Below are 14,459 nucleotides of genomic sequence, written 5' to 3' on the forward strand. Positions count from 1 at the left end.
CGTACGCCGCCGGTCCCCGATGTCAGCGCAGCGACAACAGATCCCGCACCTGCACGGCGAACTCCCTGGGCACCTCGACCTGCGGATAGTGCCCGACGTCCGGTAACTCGACCACGTCGGCGGCCGGCCGCAGATCCCGCAGGCCGGCCAGGACGTTGGATGTTGCCACCGGATCCTGCAGCCCCCACAGATAACTCAACGGTTTCGTCCACGCCGCGATCGCGCCGTGCCAGCGCGATGCGTAGCGCACGCGCTCGTCCAGGTAGGCGCACAGCAGATGCATGATGCGATGACCATCGTTGTGGGCCAACAACGCCCACTGCGCCTCAGCCTCGTCAGCGGTGAGTGGGTGTGCCGGGGAGAACAGCCTGCCGAAGCCGCGGATGAATGCGGCGCAACCCGTCAGCCGGGACAGTAGCGGTCCCAGCGGCCCGCGCAACACCTTCTGCGACGGGCGCAGACTGGCTCGCTCCAGGATCACGCTGCCATTGGTCAGCACCGCACCTCGCAGATCGAAGGTCAGGCGCCCCTGGATATCTCGGGCCAACAGTTCGGTGGCCACCGAGGTGCCCATGTCGTGGACCACCATGACCACCGGACCGGTCGTCGTCTGCGCGAGCACATCCTCGACGATGTCGGCCTGCTCCAGCAGGCTGTACACGCGCGAGCTGCGCCGACTCCCCGGTCGCTGCGCTCCTGCCCACCGAGGCTTGTCCGACAGCCCGAATCCGAGGAAGTCCAGCGTCAGCCAGGACTGCCCGGCCAGCTCGTCGACGACCCTGCGATAGTCGAAGGAGCTGGACGGAAACCCATGCAGCAGAAGCAGCGCCGGGCCCGCACCCGGTGCGGACCGGACGAAGATCCGACCCGACGGGGTGGTCAGGAATCGACCACCATCCGCCCAGTCCTGCACCTCTGCCGGTAGCACCCGGTCAGGCTAAGCGAACGCCTCCACCGGCGGGCACGAACAGACCAGATTGCGGTCTCCGTAGGCGGCGTCGATGCGGCGCACCGGCGGCCACACCTTGGGACGGAAACCCTTGCCCAACGGGTAGGCGGCCTCCTCGCGACTGTACGGGTGCGCCCATTCGCTCACCAGCAGCGACTCGGCGGTGTGCGGGGCACCGCGCAACGGGTTGTCATCGGCAGGCCACACCCCGGATCCGACCTTGTCGATCTCGGCCCTGATCGCGATCATGGCGTCGCAGAACGCGTCGACCTCGGCAAGGCTCTCGCTCTCGGTGGGCTCGACCATCAGCGTGCCTGCGACCGGGAAGCTCATGGTCGGGGCGTGGAAGCCGAAGTCCGCCAAGCGTTTCGCGACATCGTCCACGGTCACCCCGGTGGCCTTGGTGATCGGGTTGAGATCGAGGATGCACTCGTGGGCGACCATGCCGCCTTCACCGGTGTAGAGCACCGGGAAGTACTCGTCGAGCCGACGTGCGACATAGTTCGCCGATGCGATCGCGGTCAGCGATGCCGCCCGCAGCCCGACCGCGCCCATCATCCGGATGTAGGTCCAGGTGATCGGCAGGATGGACGCCGACCCATAGGGAGCCGCCGACACGGTGTAGTGATCGCCGAGCTCGTCTGCCAGCGGATGGCCGGGCAGGTACGGTGCCAGGTGGCTGCGCACCGCCACCGGCCCGACACCGGGACCGCCACCACCATGCGGGATGCAGAACGTCTTGTGCAGGTTCAGATGGCTGACATCGCCACCGAACCGGCCGGGGCGGGCAAGGCCGACCAGCGCGTTGAGGTTGGCACCGTCGACGTAGACCTGGCCACCCGCGTCGTGCACCGCGGCGCAGATGTCGGCGACGTCGTGCTCGTACACACCGTGGGTGGACGGGTAGGTGATCATCAGCGCGGCGAGCCGATCGGCATGCTCGGACACCTTGGCGCGCAGGTCATCCAGGTCGACGTCACCGTTGGCCCGGCACTTCACCACCACGACCCGCATCCCGACCAGCGCCGCCGAGGCCGCGTTGGTGCCGTGCGCGCTGGACGGGATCAGGCAGACATTGCGTTCGGTGTCGCCATTGGCGCGGTGGTAGGCCTGGATCGCCAGCAGACCGGCGTACTCACCCTGTGATCCCGCGTTGGGCTGCAGCGAGATCTCGTCGTAGCCGGTGATCCCGGTCAGCCAGGTCTGCAGATCCGAGATCAGCCGGCGCAGACCGGGATTATCCGACGCGGGGGCGAACGGATGCTGCTTGGCGAACTCCGGCCAGGTGATGGGCTCCATCTCGGCGGCCGCATTGAGCTTCATCGTGCACGAACCCAGCGGGATCATGCTGCGGTCCAGCGCGATGTCCTTGTCTGCCAACGAGCGCAGGTATCGCATCATCGACGTCTCGGTGCGATACAGGTGAAACGCCGGGTGGGTCAGGAATTCCGTTGTGCGGGTTTCGATATCGACACCGGTCGGCTCGGCGGCAGCCACCCCGAAAGCAGCGAGCACAGCGTCGACGTGCGCATCGGTGGTCGCCTCATCGCAGGCCACCGACACGTGGTCGGCATCGACGCGCCACAGATTGATCCCGGCGTCTTTCGCGGCGGCGACGATATCGTCGGCGCGGCCGGGGACATGGGCCAGCACGGTGTCGAAGAACGCCTGGTGCACCAGCGAGTCACCAAGGCCGGCGGCGAGCCGTGCCGCGTGCGCATGCACCCGGCGCGCGATGGCGGTCAGGCCGGTGGCGCCGTGGTAGCTGGCGTACATGGCGGCGATCACGGCAAGCAGCACCTGTGCGGTGCAGATGTTGCTGGTCGCCTTGTCGCGGCGGATGTGCTGCTCGCGGGTCTGCAGGCTCAATCGGTAGGCCGGTGATCCGTCGGCATCCAGCGACACTCCGACCAACCGGCCCGGCAGCTGGCGGGCGTGCTTGGTGTGCACGGCGAGGTAACCGGCGTGCGGACCGCCGAATCCCATCGGCACGCCGAACCGCTGCGTGGTGCCGAAGGCGACATCGGCACCGAACTCCCCCGGCGGGGTGATCAGCGTCGCCGCCAGCAGGTCGGCACCGACGGCGACCAGCGCACCGCGCTCGTGGGCGGCGGTGACCAGATCCGACCAGTCCTGGATGCGCCCGCTCGCGCCGGGCAGCTGGACGATGACGCCGAAGAAGTCACCCTCGGGCAAGCCCTGGCTCAAGTCGGCGGTGACGATCTCGATGCCCAGCGGTTCGGCGCGAGTGGCGAGCACGGCGGCGGTCTGGGCGTACACATCGGTGTCCACGGCAAGCCGGTGGGACGGACCCTTCACCGCACGGTGCATCAGCGTCATCGCCTCGGCGGCGGCGGTGCCCTCGTCAAGCATCGAGGCGTTGGCCACGTCCAGCCCGGTCAGGTCGGCGACCATGGTCTGGAAGTTCAGCAGCGCCTCCAGCCGTCCCTGGCTGATCTCGGGTTGATACGGCGTATAGGCGGTGTACCAGGCCGGGTTCTCCAGAATGTTGCGGGTGAGTACCGGCGGGGTGAGGGTGTCGTAGTACCCCTGCCCGATCATCGACACCGCCACGGTGTTGGCATCGGCAAGCGCGCGCAGTTCGGCGAGCGCCTCTTCCTCGCTGGCCGGGGGCGGCAGCTTTTCCAGACCCGGGGCGATACCCTCGGCGTCGACCGCGTCGAGGATGCCGGCCGGCAGCGCCTTACCTGCGAGCTCGTCGAGGGAGCCGACGCCGATCACACCCAGCATGGTGGCGATGGCGTCGGAATCGGGCCCGATATGGCGGGCAATGAAACCGGACGAGGTCGAAGGCACATCAGGTGACACAGAAGTCTCCCCGGGTCGAGGTGTGCGCCGCGAAGCGCGTCCTCTCCCTCTGTCGGGGTGCCTGAGAGATTCAGCCCGGATCCGGGCCTTTCCCCATGGGCGGGTGCGCGCGGCACCGCTTTCCAGAGGCATCGTGGCCGCGCGCGGTCCGGGGGCCTGAGAGGTTGACGGAGAGGTGTTGCTCCTTCGGCGTCCGTGGCTGGCGGCCACGGAACTCTCCCGCGCATGGGCGATACGCGCTCGATTCTAGCGGTTCACCCGATCCGACGGCGTTCGCGCCGGGAACGGCCCGGATCAGCCGATCTTGCGGTCGCGGCTCTTGCGCCGGGACGCCAGTTCGTCCTCGGGGGCGGCGATGGACTCGCCGCCATCGGCACGCTCGCCGGGGAAGTCGGCAATCGCACCGGTCAACTCGCGCATCGCACCGGACACCGCGATACCGAACACACCTTGTCCGCCCTGCAAAAGGTCGACGACTTCCTCGGCCGACGTGCACTCGTAGACGGTGGTGCCATCGGAGAACAGCGTGATGTTGGCGAGATCCTGCACTCCGCGCTGGCGCAGGTGGTCGACCGCGACGCGGATGTTGTGCAGCGAGATGCCCGTGTCGAGCAACCGCTTGACGATCTTGAGGACCAGCACGTCCTTGAAGGAGTACAACCGCTGACTTCCCGATCCGGCGGCGCCACGGATGGACGGAACGACCAGTGAGGTCCGCGCCCAGTAGTCGAGCTGGCGATAGGTGATCCCGGCGATCTGGCAGGCGCTGGGACCGCGGTAGCCGACAAGCTCGTCCGGGATCGAATCATCCGGGAACAGGCCGCCCTGGACGGGTTCTCCGGATGCGCCGTTCACGGGCGGTGTCAGCCCGCCAACAGAAGACAGATCCAACTCCCCCTGATGTGGCGTGTCGCCCACAGTCCATCCTCTCGCCGTCGCCCCCGGGCACACGTGAGATCACGTCGGAACCCGAGTTCGAATGTGTCGAGCATACGCTCAACACATTGCCGCTACTGCTCGTCGTCGATCAAAATTATGGCTGCCCGTTCGACACGTCGCCGACACAGAAACCGCGTGTCGACATCACGAGACGCAGTCGTGATCTTGGTCAGGTCGCTTTGAAATCATCCGGCGAGATGCTGTCGAGGAATTCCTTGAACTTCTCCACCTCGTCCTCGCGGACGGGTTCGGCGGAGTCATCGTCGCTCTCGTCGGGAATCAGCAGACCGGCCTCGGCCAACACCGATTCCTCGACGTAGATCGGGACCCCGACTCGCAGGGCGATCGCGACCGAGTCCGACGGGCGGGCCGAGACCTTGATATCGCGGTCGAAGATCAGGTCGGCGTAGAAGGTGCCCTCCTGCAGGTCGACGATGCGCACCTCTTTGAGCGAATGTCCCAACGCAGCAATCAGATCGCGGATCAGATCATGGGTCTGCGGTCGGGGCGCCTCGATGCCCTGCTGCTCATGGGCGATGGCCTGCGCCTCGGGCTGTCCGATCCAGATCGGCAGGTAGCGCTCGCCGTTCGCCTCGCGCAGCAGCAGCACCGGCTGGTTCTGCGGCTGCTCAACGCGAATTCCGACAACCCGTACCTCACCCATCAGCGCCTGCCCTCCGCGAAGAAGCCGTCGTCGAAAATTCTAGTCCTCACCGGTCGAGAACGTCGCGCACGGCCGATTTGATCAGCGACGTGTGCAGTGTGATTGCCAGGGCGGCAACCTCGCGGGCCAGATCGTCGGCCCGGTCCCTGGCGCCGGCCTTACCTGCGGCCGCGACAGGTCCCGCGATCTGGGCGATCAGGTCGGACTGCCGGTCGGCCGCCGAACGGAATGCGCGCAGGTGACGTGGCTCGACACCGTAATCCGCCAGGGCCTTGGCGCATTGGGCGATGGTGACCGAATGCTCATCGAAGAATCCGGCCGGTCCCGGCTTGATCACACCCGCGGTCACCAGGGCCGACAACATGGTGTTGTCGATCCCCGACCGGGCCACCAGATCCTCACGGCTGAGCCGTACCTGGGTGGGGGCGATCGCCGCCGGATCTCCTGCCGGGTCACCGTCGGCGACCTGGACCAACCTCGGTGTCGAATAACCCGCACTGGCAGGCAACTCGTTGTCGGGGTGGGCGTCCAATTGCGCCTTGATCACCTTCAGCGGCAGATACTGGTCACGCTGCGCGGTGAGCACGAAACGCAATCGTGCGCAGTCGTATGCGGTGAAGCGCCGATACCCGGCCGCCGACCGCTGCGGTGTGACCAGTCCCTCGGCCTCCAGGAACCGGATCTTGGAGATGGTGACATCAGGGAAGTCCGGGCGCAGCAGATCGAGCACCGCTCCGATGGAGATCCCGGCTGGCACCGGGTCCGGTTGGGTCATCTGGTCCTCGCGCGAGCGCTCCGGCGACTCAGCCGGCGTCGTCGGACTTGGGACCGGTCAGGAACACCAGCCGGAACTTGCCGATCTGCACCTCGTCACCGTTGGACAGCACGGCCGAATCGACCGGTTCCCGGTTGACGTAGGTGCCGTTGAGGCTGCCGACATCGACGACCTGGAATTCGCCAGACTCCAACCGGAACTCGGCGTGCCGACGGCTGACCGTCACATCGTCGAGGAAGATATCGCTGTCGGGGTGGCGGCCCGCCGACGTGGTGGCCTGATCCAGCAGGAACCGCGAACCGGCGTTGGGGCCACGCTTGACGACGAGCAACGCCGAACCCGCAGGCAGACCCTCCACGCCCGATACCGAGCTCTCGGTGCCGGTGCTGGCCGGGGCGTCCAGTTCGTTGAGGAAATCGGCGCGGAAAACCGAGGTCGTCTCTACCGTCACCTCGTCGGACTGGTCTGCCTGAAAGTTGCTGTTCTCCGTCACCCGCTGCTCCTCTGCTGGCTGCTGTGGCGTGCCTGGCCGATGCCCGTCAGGCCATTCGGCAGCCCAACGGACCGTGGTTGCGTCTCATGTCGACCGTACCGCGCCGGGCGGACCATTGGGTCCACCACCGCCGGATCCGCCTGACACGGGCTCGGTCACGCCTGTCGTTGATGAACGATCGGCAAAACCCTAACAACACCTACTCGGGAAGGATTGCCCGGTAGCCTTCCGCGTCCAGCAGATCGGGCAACGGGCCCGGCTCGGGGGCCGTCTCGACCTGCAGTTCGACCAGCCAGCCGGCGCCGTAGGGGTCGGAGTTGACCAACTCCGGATTGCCCTCCAGCTCACCGTTGACGGCGACGACTTTCGCCGTGATCGGGGCGTACAGATCCGACAGCGACTTCGTCGACTCCACCTCACCGAAGCTGTCGCCCGCGCTGACCGCGGCCCCGACATCGGGCAGCTGCACGAACACCACGTCACCCAGGGCCGCCTGTGCATAGTCGGTGATGCCCACCCGGACGGTGTCCTCGCCGGTGCGTCGCACCCACTCGTGCTCGGCGGTGTACTGCAGATCGGACGGGATCTCGCTCACGGGGCTCCTTTGACGGATACAAGCGGACTTACTTGACGGGCTGAGCGTATTGGCGAGGTTTCGGTTGCCGCAAGGCGGTCACCTCGATGACATCGGCCTGGGCCACCGTCATCGATCCGCCGACCCGCTTCACGCTGTCCATCGCACCGCCGGGGATGTTCATCGCGGCGGCCAGTGTCGGCGGATCACCAATCGCCAGAACCGAATACGGCGCCCCGATGGTGACCCCGTCGATGATCAACGCGCCCGGCGCCCCGACCACCCAAGTGTCGACCCCGACCCGGATACCCGCCGCGTCACGTCCGGCCCCGCCGGCGCGGGTCCCCCGCACCTCCATGGCCTCGGCACCGGCGGCCCGCAGCTCGTTGATCACGTCGAGCATGGTCTCAGGCGACACACCGGCGGCCGCGTCCTCGATGGTGATCGTCACACCGGGGCCGACCGCGGCGACCGTGCCGATCATGATCGACAGCGCCGCCAGCCGGGCCTGCGCATTCTCGATGGCGGCCTGATCGCTGCTGCCGGACTGCTGCAATGAGCTCAAGGTCTCCTGCAGCTCGGCGACCTCGGTGTTCAGGGCGGCCTCACGCTGCTGCAGCGAATCGAGCAGCACCAGTAGATCAGCCGGGCGTGCCGAGTCCAGGGAATCACCGGTGCTGGTCTGACGGACCTGGGTCGCGATCGCGATACCGAGCAGCAGACACAGCAGCACGCCGAAGGTCCCGAAGATCACCTGGGACCGGGTCCGCCGCACCCGGCCGGCACCGCCCGGCGGCATTTCGTGCCTGCCATGCTCGGGCTCGTGCTCGGTCGGCCGGTGATCGGTGTGCTCGCTGTGCTCCCCCATGCCTCAGGCCCCGAACAATCGCCTGCGCAGGGCCGCGGCATTACCGAAGATCCGGATTCCGAGCACCACGATGATCGCGGTGGACAGCTGCGTACCGACGCCGAGCTGATCGCCCACGTAGACGATCAGGGCGGCCACGAGCACGTTGAAGACGAAGGAGACGACGAACACCTTGGAATCGAAGATGTGCTCCAGGTAGGCACGCAGACCACCGAACACGGCATCGAGCGCCGCGACCACCGCGATGGGCAGATACGGCTGGATCGCCTCGGGCACACCGGGGTGGAAGACGAGCCCCAACACGATGCCGACGGCCAGTGCGGCGATTCCGATCATCGCTCGATCATCTCAGCAGCTGCCGTCACGGCTTCATCTCCTTGGCGAAGCGGATCTCGCGGACCGAACCCCCCGGCACGTTCAGCGCCTCGCCGGTACTGACCGTAACCCCGACACCATAGGACCGCTGCAGCAGCATCAGCCGCTGCATGCCGGAACTGCGGTTGAACACGTCCTGGATGGCGTGTGGTGGACCCAGCGCGGTCACCTCGTACGGGCTGGTGATCGGGCGGTTGTCGACCAGGATGCGGCCACCGGCCTGCCGGATGGTGACCCCGGGGCCCACCCGGACCCCGCCGACCGACACCGCTTCGGCGCCGCCCACCCACAAGGAGTTGACCACCAGCTGCAGGTCGCGATCCAGGATCACCTGCTGGCTGCCTGCGACGCGTTGCTTGCTCACATCGGTCAGATCGCGGGACACGCCGGGATCGGTGACGGTGACCGTGACACCGGGTCCGATCGCCGGGGTTGCGGCGGCGGCGAATTCGGCAGCGTCGAGTTGGGCGAGCAGCGCCCGGCCCTGTTCGTCGCCCGCCAATCTGCCGCGGCGCTCGGACTCCACCTCGGCGGCCAGCTCGTCACGGGTGGCTTCGATTGCCGCCGTGCGGGTTTCGGCAGCACGGGCACTCTCGGAGAGCACCTGCTGAGTCTGACGGTTTGCCGGAGCCAGCGCCTGCGCCTGCGATGCGGCAGCGGCGAAGACTCCTGCGATGATCAGCCCGGCCAGCAGGGTCCAGCCCCATTGCCGCCCGCGCCGTGGTGGTTGGTCGGTGCGGGCGGCGGCCGCCGCCGCGTAACCGGGATCGAGATGTTCGGTCAGCAACGAGCGCAGCAGGGAGGGGACCGGGATTCGTCGGGGTGCGCCGGCCTGGTGCGCGCTCAGCCCCGCACGCGGGTTGTACCCGCCCAGCGAATTCGATCGATCAGCCAACGGTGCCGCGCCCCCGCGATGTCGCAGCCACGCGCGGCATGGATCGCGCCACCATGGACACCTGCACCAGGTACAACACGGCCGACCAGAGATAGAGCGCCAGACCCCAGATCAAAAATGCCCACCCGCAGGCCAGGATCACCCGACTCCACAGTGCGTCGAACTGACCGAGCAGCACCAATGGCAGTCCCGACATCAGCGCGAAGGTGGCGCCTTTACCGAGGTAGGTGACCGGCAAGGCGGTCAGGCCGCGCGAGCGCAGCAGCGGAAGGGTCGTGGCCAGCAACAGATCCCGACCCAGCAGCACGATCACGAACCACCACGGCACCACGCCGGCCGCCGCCAACGCCAACGGGACGATGATCATGTAGATGCGGTCGACCAGGGGGTCCAGCAGCTCGCCCAGCCGCGACGACTGATTGTCGACCAGCCGGGCGATCTTGCCGTCTGCCCAGTCGGAGAACCCGCTGAACATCAGGATCGCCACCGACCACCCGGTCTGCCCGGCGATCAACAACAGGTACAGAAAGACCGGCACCAGGACCAGTCGGATGGCCGAGAGCGCGTTGGGGATCGTCAGCACCCGGTCACCGGCGTCTCTCGGCACCGAATCCTGTGGGCGGTCCCCCGTCGCTCCGCTCGCCCGGCTCATGGCCAGAAACCTAGCGGAACACGCCGGGCAGACTCAGCGCCGACATGACGTTGTCGGCCAGTGGGTCGTCGTGGATCATGTACGTCCACGTCGAGGTGGGCCGCGCCAGTCTGGTCAGGTCCAGCCCCGCAACCCCTTCGTCGTCGTCGACGATGGTCGCCGTGTCGAAGGTCTGCTGGGCAGCCTCGATCGCGTCGGCGGCCAGTGAGGCGAAGGCGTCCACCGCCATCCGGTGGAACTCGTCGAGGGGATTCTGGTTTCCCAGGGCCCGCAGGCTGATGCTCTCCCGGATATCGGCCAGGTACGCCAGGTGGTCGGCCCACCCGCGGTCCAGGTGATACAGCATGATCAGACGACAGATCTCCTCGAGCCGCTCCTGCGGGATCGTCTCGGCAAGTTCCTCGTAGCGTTGCGGGGAGCGTTCTTCGAGTTCTTCACGCGCGGCCGCGGTCCGAAGCAGGGTGTCGCGGCGCTCGACGAGGATCGCGCGCTGCTGCGCGGTCAGTTGGTTGTAGCGCCAGGTATTGGCATGCAGGTCGAGTGTCTTACCCTCGGCCACGCGCTGCGCGTGATCCAGCAGGGCGGCCGCCCGGTCACTGATGATCCGGCCGTCACCGTCGGTGGCCAGCGGCAGCTTATTGGGCTCGACGAAGGACACCACCACGTCGTCCTCCCAGCTGGAGAAGAACACCGAGGAACCGGGGTCGCCTTGTCGGCCTGCGCGACCGCGCAGCTGGTTGTCCAGGCGTTCGGTGTAGTGCCGTCCGGTGCCGATGACGTGCAGACCACCGAGTTCGGCGACCTGATCATGATCGGCTTCATCCGAGCCGCCCAGCCGGATGTCGGTACCGCGCCCGGCCATCTGGGTCGACACCGTCACCCGGCCCCGTGCGCCGGCCTCGGCGATGACGGCGGCCTCCTCGGCATCGTTCTTGGCGTTGAGCACCACGGCCGGGATGCCGGCATTGACCAGCCGCTCGTGCAGTTCCTCGGATTCGGCGACATCGCGGGTGCCCACCAGGATCGGCTGCGAGGTGGCGTGCACCTCGGCGATGTGCTCGACGATGGCGTCATTCTTGGCGGCGATGGTGATGTACACGCGGTCGGCTTCGTCCTCGCGCATATTGGGCTTGTTCGGCGGGATCGGCGACACGCCGAGCTTGTAGAACTGGCGCAGCTGCTCACCGGCGGCCAATGCGGTGCCGGTCATACCGCAGACCCGCGGGTACCGGTTGATCAGGGCCTGCACCGTGATGGTGTCGAGCACCTCGCCGGTCTCGGTGATCTCGATGCCCTCCTTGGCCTCGACCGCGGCCTGCAGCCCGTCCGGCCAGCGCTGCAACGAGGCGATGCGTCCACGGGAGGCGTTGATCAGGTGGACCGCGTTGTCGCGCACGATGTAGTGCACATCGCGTTCCAGCAGCACGTGTGCGTGCAGGGCCACGTTGATCTCGGTCAGTGTCGAGCCGACGTGCTCCTCGGAATACAGGTCGATACCGCCGAGCGCGGCTTCCAGACGCCGCGCGCCCTTGTCGGTGAGCTGCACGTTGCGCTTGTCGGCATCGGTCTCGTACTCGACGCCCTCACGCAGTTCGCCGACCAGCCGGATGATCTCGACCCGCGGGGTCTCCCGGTGGGACGTGCCCGCCAGCACCAGCGGCACCAGCGCCTCGTCGACCAGCACCGAGTCGGCCTCGTCGATCAGCGCGATGTCCGGGCTCGGTGAGACCAGATCGTCGACGGAGATCACCAACTGATCGCGCAGCACGTCGAAGCCGATCTCGTTGACCGAGCCGTAGGTGATGTTGCAGCCGTAGGCCTCCCGACGCTGTTCGGGCGTCGAATCGGCGGTGATCCAGCCGACGGTCAGTCCGAGCGCACGGTGCAGCGGACCCATCCATTCGGCGTCGCGGCGAGCCAGGTAGTCGTTGACCGAGATGACGTGCACGCTTCGGCCACCGATCGCGTATCCGGCTGCGGCGATGGCACCGGCCAGCGTCTTGCCCTCACCGGTGGCCATCTCGACAACATCACCGGCCAGCATGCGCAACGCGCCGAGCAACTGAACGTCGAACGGCCGCAGCGCGATCGAACGCTCGGCGGCCTCCCTGACCAGGGCAAGGAACTGCGGTATGTCCGACGAATCGGCCAGGTCATCGAGGTTGAGCAGGCCTGCTGCCTTGCGCAGTTGATCATCGTCGAGACCGGCCGCCTTCTCCTCGAACTTGGCCGCGGCATGCACCTGCGTCATCGAGCGCGCCTGGTCCTTGTCGGTGCTGGCACCCAGCAGCTTCCAGAACCGGTTGCTCAACCGTCCGGTCTTCGCGCCGCCGGACTTGGACACCTTCGAGGTCTTGGAACTCACAGCCACAGTCATACGGTACGCGGAGGCGGTTGAACTCAGCGGTACCACAGCCGGTGGACACACCGACCGCGCCGACCGATCGGACTGATGCCATCAGCCGCGCTGCCAGCAGCCACAGCCTGTACCTTGCCCGCATGGACATGTTCACCCCGACGCTGGACTGGGGCAGTGAGCTGGGCACCTCCCTGATCTGGATCGCTAAGGCCTGGACGATAGCGGCGGTCAGCACCGTGATCGTGCTGATCCTGCTGGCGAAGTTCACGGTCTGGGGGCGGCAGTTCTGGCGCATCACCGGCGCCTACTTCACCGGCCGGGGATCGGTGAAGGTGTGGTTGTGGCTGGGTGCCATCCTGCTCTCGATCATCTCCGGCGTGCGCTTGGACGTGCTGCTCAGCTATTACGGCAACGACCTGATGACCGCCGCCCAGACCGCGGTGCAGGGTGTGGCCGCCGGTGACGACGCGGTCCGCCAGTCCGGTATCGACGGGTTCTGGTTCTCCATCCTGATCTTCGCGGTGCTGGCCACCATCCACGTCTGCCGGGTCCTGCTCGACATATTCATGATGCAGCGGTTCATGCTGGCCTGGCGGGTGTGGCTGACCGGCAGGCTGACCGACGATTGGCTCGACGGCAAGGCTTACTACCGCAGCCGCTTCATCGACGACACCATCGACAACCCCGACCAGCGCATCCAGGCCGATATCGACATCTTCACCACCAACGTCGGTCCGCTGCCCAACACTCCGAACAACACCAGCGGCTCCACCCTGTTGTTCGGTGCCATCAGTTCGATCGCCTCGGTCATTTCGTTCACCGCGATTCTGTGGAACCTGTCCGGGAATCTGACCGTGTTCGGTGTCAACATCCCGCGCGCGATGTTCTGGATCGCCATCGTCTACGTGTCCATCGCGACCATCATCGCGTTCTGGATCGGCCGCCCGATCATCCGGCTGACGTTCGACAACGAGCGATTCAACGCCGTCTTCCGCTACGCGCTGGTGCGGTTGCGCGACGCGGCAGAAGCGGTGGCGTTCTACCGCGGTGAGCTTGCCGAACGGGTGCAGTTGCGCCGACGCTTCGAACCCGTCGTGTCGAACTACAAGCGCTATGTGAACCGGTCGATCGCCTTCAACGGCTGGAACCTGACGGTCAGCCAGTTGATCAACCCGTTGCCGTGGATCATCCAGGCGCCCCGGCTCTTTGCCGGTGAGATCAAACTCGGCGACGTCTCGCAGACCTCATCGGCGTTCGGCAACATCCAGAGCTCGCTGTCGTTCTTCCGCAACTCCTATGACGCGTTTGCCGGCTGGCGCGCCTCGATCATCCGCTTGCACGGGCTGGTGGTGGCCAACGAGGAGGGCCGGGCACTCAACGAGCTCACCGTCGAACCGTGCGGTAGCTGCCCGGTCGAGATCCGCGATGTCGCGGTGAGCACGCCCACGGGCGAGATCCTGGTCGAGGAACTGAACCTGCAGATGCAGCCTGGTGACACCCTTATCGTCACGGGCCAGTCCGGTGCGGGCAAGACCACCCTGTTGCGCAGCCTGGCGCAACTGTGGCCATTCGCCACCGGAACCCTGCGGTGCCCCGAGGGCGCCAACGAGACGATGTTCCTGTCCCAGATGCCCTATGTACCCCTCGGTGATCTGCGTGCGGTGGTGTCCTATCCGAAGGGCCCCGACGCGTTCACCGACGAGGAGCTCATCGCCGCACTGGACAAGGTGTCGTTACCGCAATGCGCCAGACGCCTTGGCGAAGTGGCCGATTGGGTCAAGGTCCTCTCCCCTGGCGAGCAACAGCGTGTCGCTTTCGCACGGGTCCTGCTGACCAAGCCGAGGGTGGTGTTCCTCGACGAGGCGACCTCTGCCCTCGACGAGGGCCTGGAGTTCACCATGTACGACCTGGTGCGCCGCGAACTGCCCGACACCATCCTGGTCAGCGTCACCCACCGCAGCACGGTGGGCCAGCACCACGAGCAGCACCTGCATCTGTTCGGCGGGGGCAAGTGGGTGCTCGGCGATGTCGACCCCGAGACCGGTAAGCCCAACTCGCCCAAGCCGAACTGAGCCGACCCCCGCGCG

Annotated in this window: 13 protein-coding genes and 2 riboswitches; of the genes, 1 reads left to right on the plus strand and 12 read right to left on the minus strand. The window is 66.9% G+C overall.

Annotated elements, in window-relative coordinates; translation table 11 throughout:
- Positions 1-22 precede the first annotated feature (22 nt).
- The 12 genes from PGN27_RS02815 to secA2 form a co-directional block, all read right to left on the minus strand.
- Positions 23-928, minus strand: coding sequence for an alpha/beta fold hydrolase (locus tag PGN27_RS02815; RefSeq protein WP_335324728.1), 906 nt, complete (start codon positions 926-928; stop codon positions 23-25).
- A gap of 9 nt (positions 929-937) precedes the next feature.
- On the minus strand, positions 938-3,766 hold the full coding sequence (gene gcvP / locus PGN27_RS02820) for an aminomethyl-transferring glycine dehydrogenase (RefSeq protein WP_335325204.1): 2,829 nt from the start codon (positions 3,764-3,766) through the stop codon (positions 938-940).
- A gap of 51 nt (positions 3,767-3,817) precedes the next feature.
- A riboswitch (glycine riboswitch) is annotated at positions 3,818-3,912 on the minus strand.
- Positions 3,913-4,010: riboswitch (glycine riboswitch) on the minus strand.
- Positions 4,011-4,072: 62 nt separating this feature from the next.
- Positions 4,073-4,696 (minus strand): MerR family transcriptional regulator, encoded by a 624-nt coding sequence (locus PGN27_RS02825; RefSeq protein ID WP_335324729.1) that lies wholly within the window; start codon positions 4,694-4,696, stop codon positions 4,073-4,075.
- A 190-nt stretch (positions 4,697-4,886) separates the two neighbouring features.
- Positions 4,887-5,381: a bifunctional nuclease family protein gene (locus PGN27_RS02830; RefSeq protein ID WP_281570417.1), complete on the minus strand. Its 495-nt coding sequence runs from the start codon at positions 5,379-5,381 to the stop codon at positions 4,887-4,889.
- A gap of 46 nt (positions 5,382-5,427) precedes the next feature.
- Complete coding sequence (gene ftsR / locus PGN27_RS02835; RefSeq protein WP_335324730.1) at positions 5,428-6,156, minus strand: transcriptional regulator FtsR; 729 nt, start codon at positions 6,154-6,156, stop codon at positions 5,428-5,430.
- 28 nt (positions 6,157-6,184) lie between these two features.
- Positions 6,185-6,649: a glycogen accumulation regulator GarA gene (gene garA / locus PGN27_RS02840; protein ID WP_335324731.1), complete on the minus strand. Its 465-nt coding sequence runs from the start codon at positions 6,647-6,649 to the stop codon at positions 6,185-6,187.
- A gap of 199 nt (positions 6,650-6,848) precedes the next feature.
- The gene (gcvH, locus tag PGN27_RS02845) at positions 6,849-7,244 is read right to left on the minus strand and encodes a glycine cleavage system protein GcvH (protein WP_335324732.1); all 396 of its coding nucleotides are present in this window, start codon (positions 7,242-7,244) and stop codon (positions 6,849-6,851) included.
- A gap of 28 nt (positions 7,245-7,272) precedes the next feature.
- Positions 7,273-8,091, minus strand: a complete 819-nt coding sequence (locus tag PGN27_RS02850) for a DUF881 domain-containing protein (protein ID WP_335324733.1) — start codon at positions 8,089-8,091, stop codon at positions 7,273-7,275.
- Between the two features lie 3 nt (positions 8,092-8,094).
- Positions 8,095-8,427 (minus strand): small basic family protein, encoded by a 333-nt coding sequence (locus PGN27_RS02855; RefSeq protein ID WP_030136766.1) that lies wholly within the window; start codon positions 8,425-8,427, stop codon positions 8,095-8,097.
- A gap of 25 nt (positions 8,428-8,452) precedes the next feature.
- On the minus strand, positions 8,453-9,361 hold the full coding sequence (locus PGN27_RS02860; protein ID WP_335324734.1) for a DUF881 domain-containing protein: 909 nt from the start codon (positions 9,359-9,361) through the stop codon (positions 8,453-8,455).
- Positions 9,354-10,013 (minus strand): CDP-alcohol phosphatidyltransferase family protein, encoded by a 660-nt coding sequence (locus PGN27_RS02865; protein ID WP_335324735.1) that lies wholly within the window; start codon positions 10,011-10,013, stop codon positions 9,354-9,356. Before PGN27_RS02865 ends, PGN27_RS02860 begins: the two co-directional genes overlap by 8 nt.
- 10 nt (positions 10,014-10,023) lie before the next feature.
- On the minus strand, positions 10,024-12,357 hold the full coding sequence (secA2, locus tag PGN27_RS02870; RefSeq protein ID WP_335325205.1) for an accessory Sec system translocase SecA2: 2,334 nt from the start codon (positions 12,355-12,357) through the stop codon (positions 10,024-10,026).
- A gap of 155 nt (positions 12,358-12,512) precedes the next feature.
- On the opposite strand from secA2, the gene PGN27_RS02875 reads away from it, so the two are divergent.
- A complete protein-coding gene (locus PGN27_RS02875) occupies positions 12,513-14,444 on the plus strand; it encodes an ABC transporter ATP-binding protein/permease (RefSeq protein ID WP_335324736.1) in 1,932 nt (643 codons plus the stop codon).
- The last annotated feature ends 15 nt before the right edge of the window (positions 14,445-14,459 follow it).

This window comes from Mycolicibacterium neoaurum, assembly GCF_036946495.1.
Taxonomy (GTDB): Bacteria; Actinomycetota; Actinomycetes; order Mycobacteriales; family Mycobacteriaceae; genus Mycobacterium; species Mycobacterium neoaurum_B.

Excerpts from the sequence above, each read along its gene's own strand:
- PGN27_RS02830 (WP_281570417.1), bottom strand. The coding sequence starts at position 5,381 with ATGGGTGAGGTACGGGTTGTCGGAATTCGCGTTGAGCAGCCGCAGAAC.
- ftsR (WP_335324730.1), bottom strand. The coding sequence starts at position 6,156 with ATGACCCAACCGGACCCGGTGCCAGCCGGGATCTCCATCGGAGCGGTG.
- PGN27_RS02850 (WP_335324733.1), bottom strand. The coding sequence starts at position 8,091 with ATGGGGGAGCACAGCGAGCACACCGATCACCGGCCGACCGAGCACGAG.
- PGN27_RS02855 (WP_030136766.1), bottom strand. The coding sequence starts at position 8,427 with ATGATCGGAATCGCCGCACTGGCCGTCGGCATCGTGTTGGGGCTCGTC.
- PGN27_RS02865 (WP_335324735.1), bottom strand. The coding sequence starts at position 10,013 with ATGAGCCGGGCGAGCGGAGCGACGGGGGACCGCCCACAGGATTCGGTG.
- PGN27_RS02875 (WP_335324736.1), top strand. The coding sequence starts at position 12,513 with ATGGACATGTTCACCCCGACGCTGGACTGGGGCAGTGAGCTGGGCACC.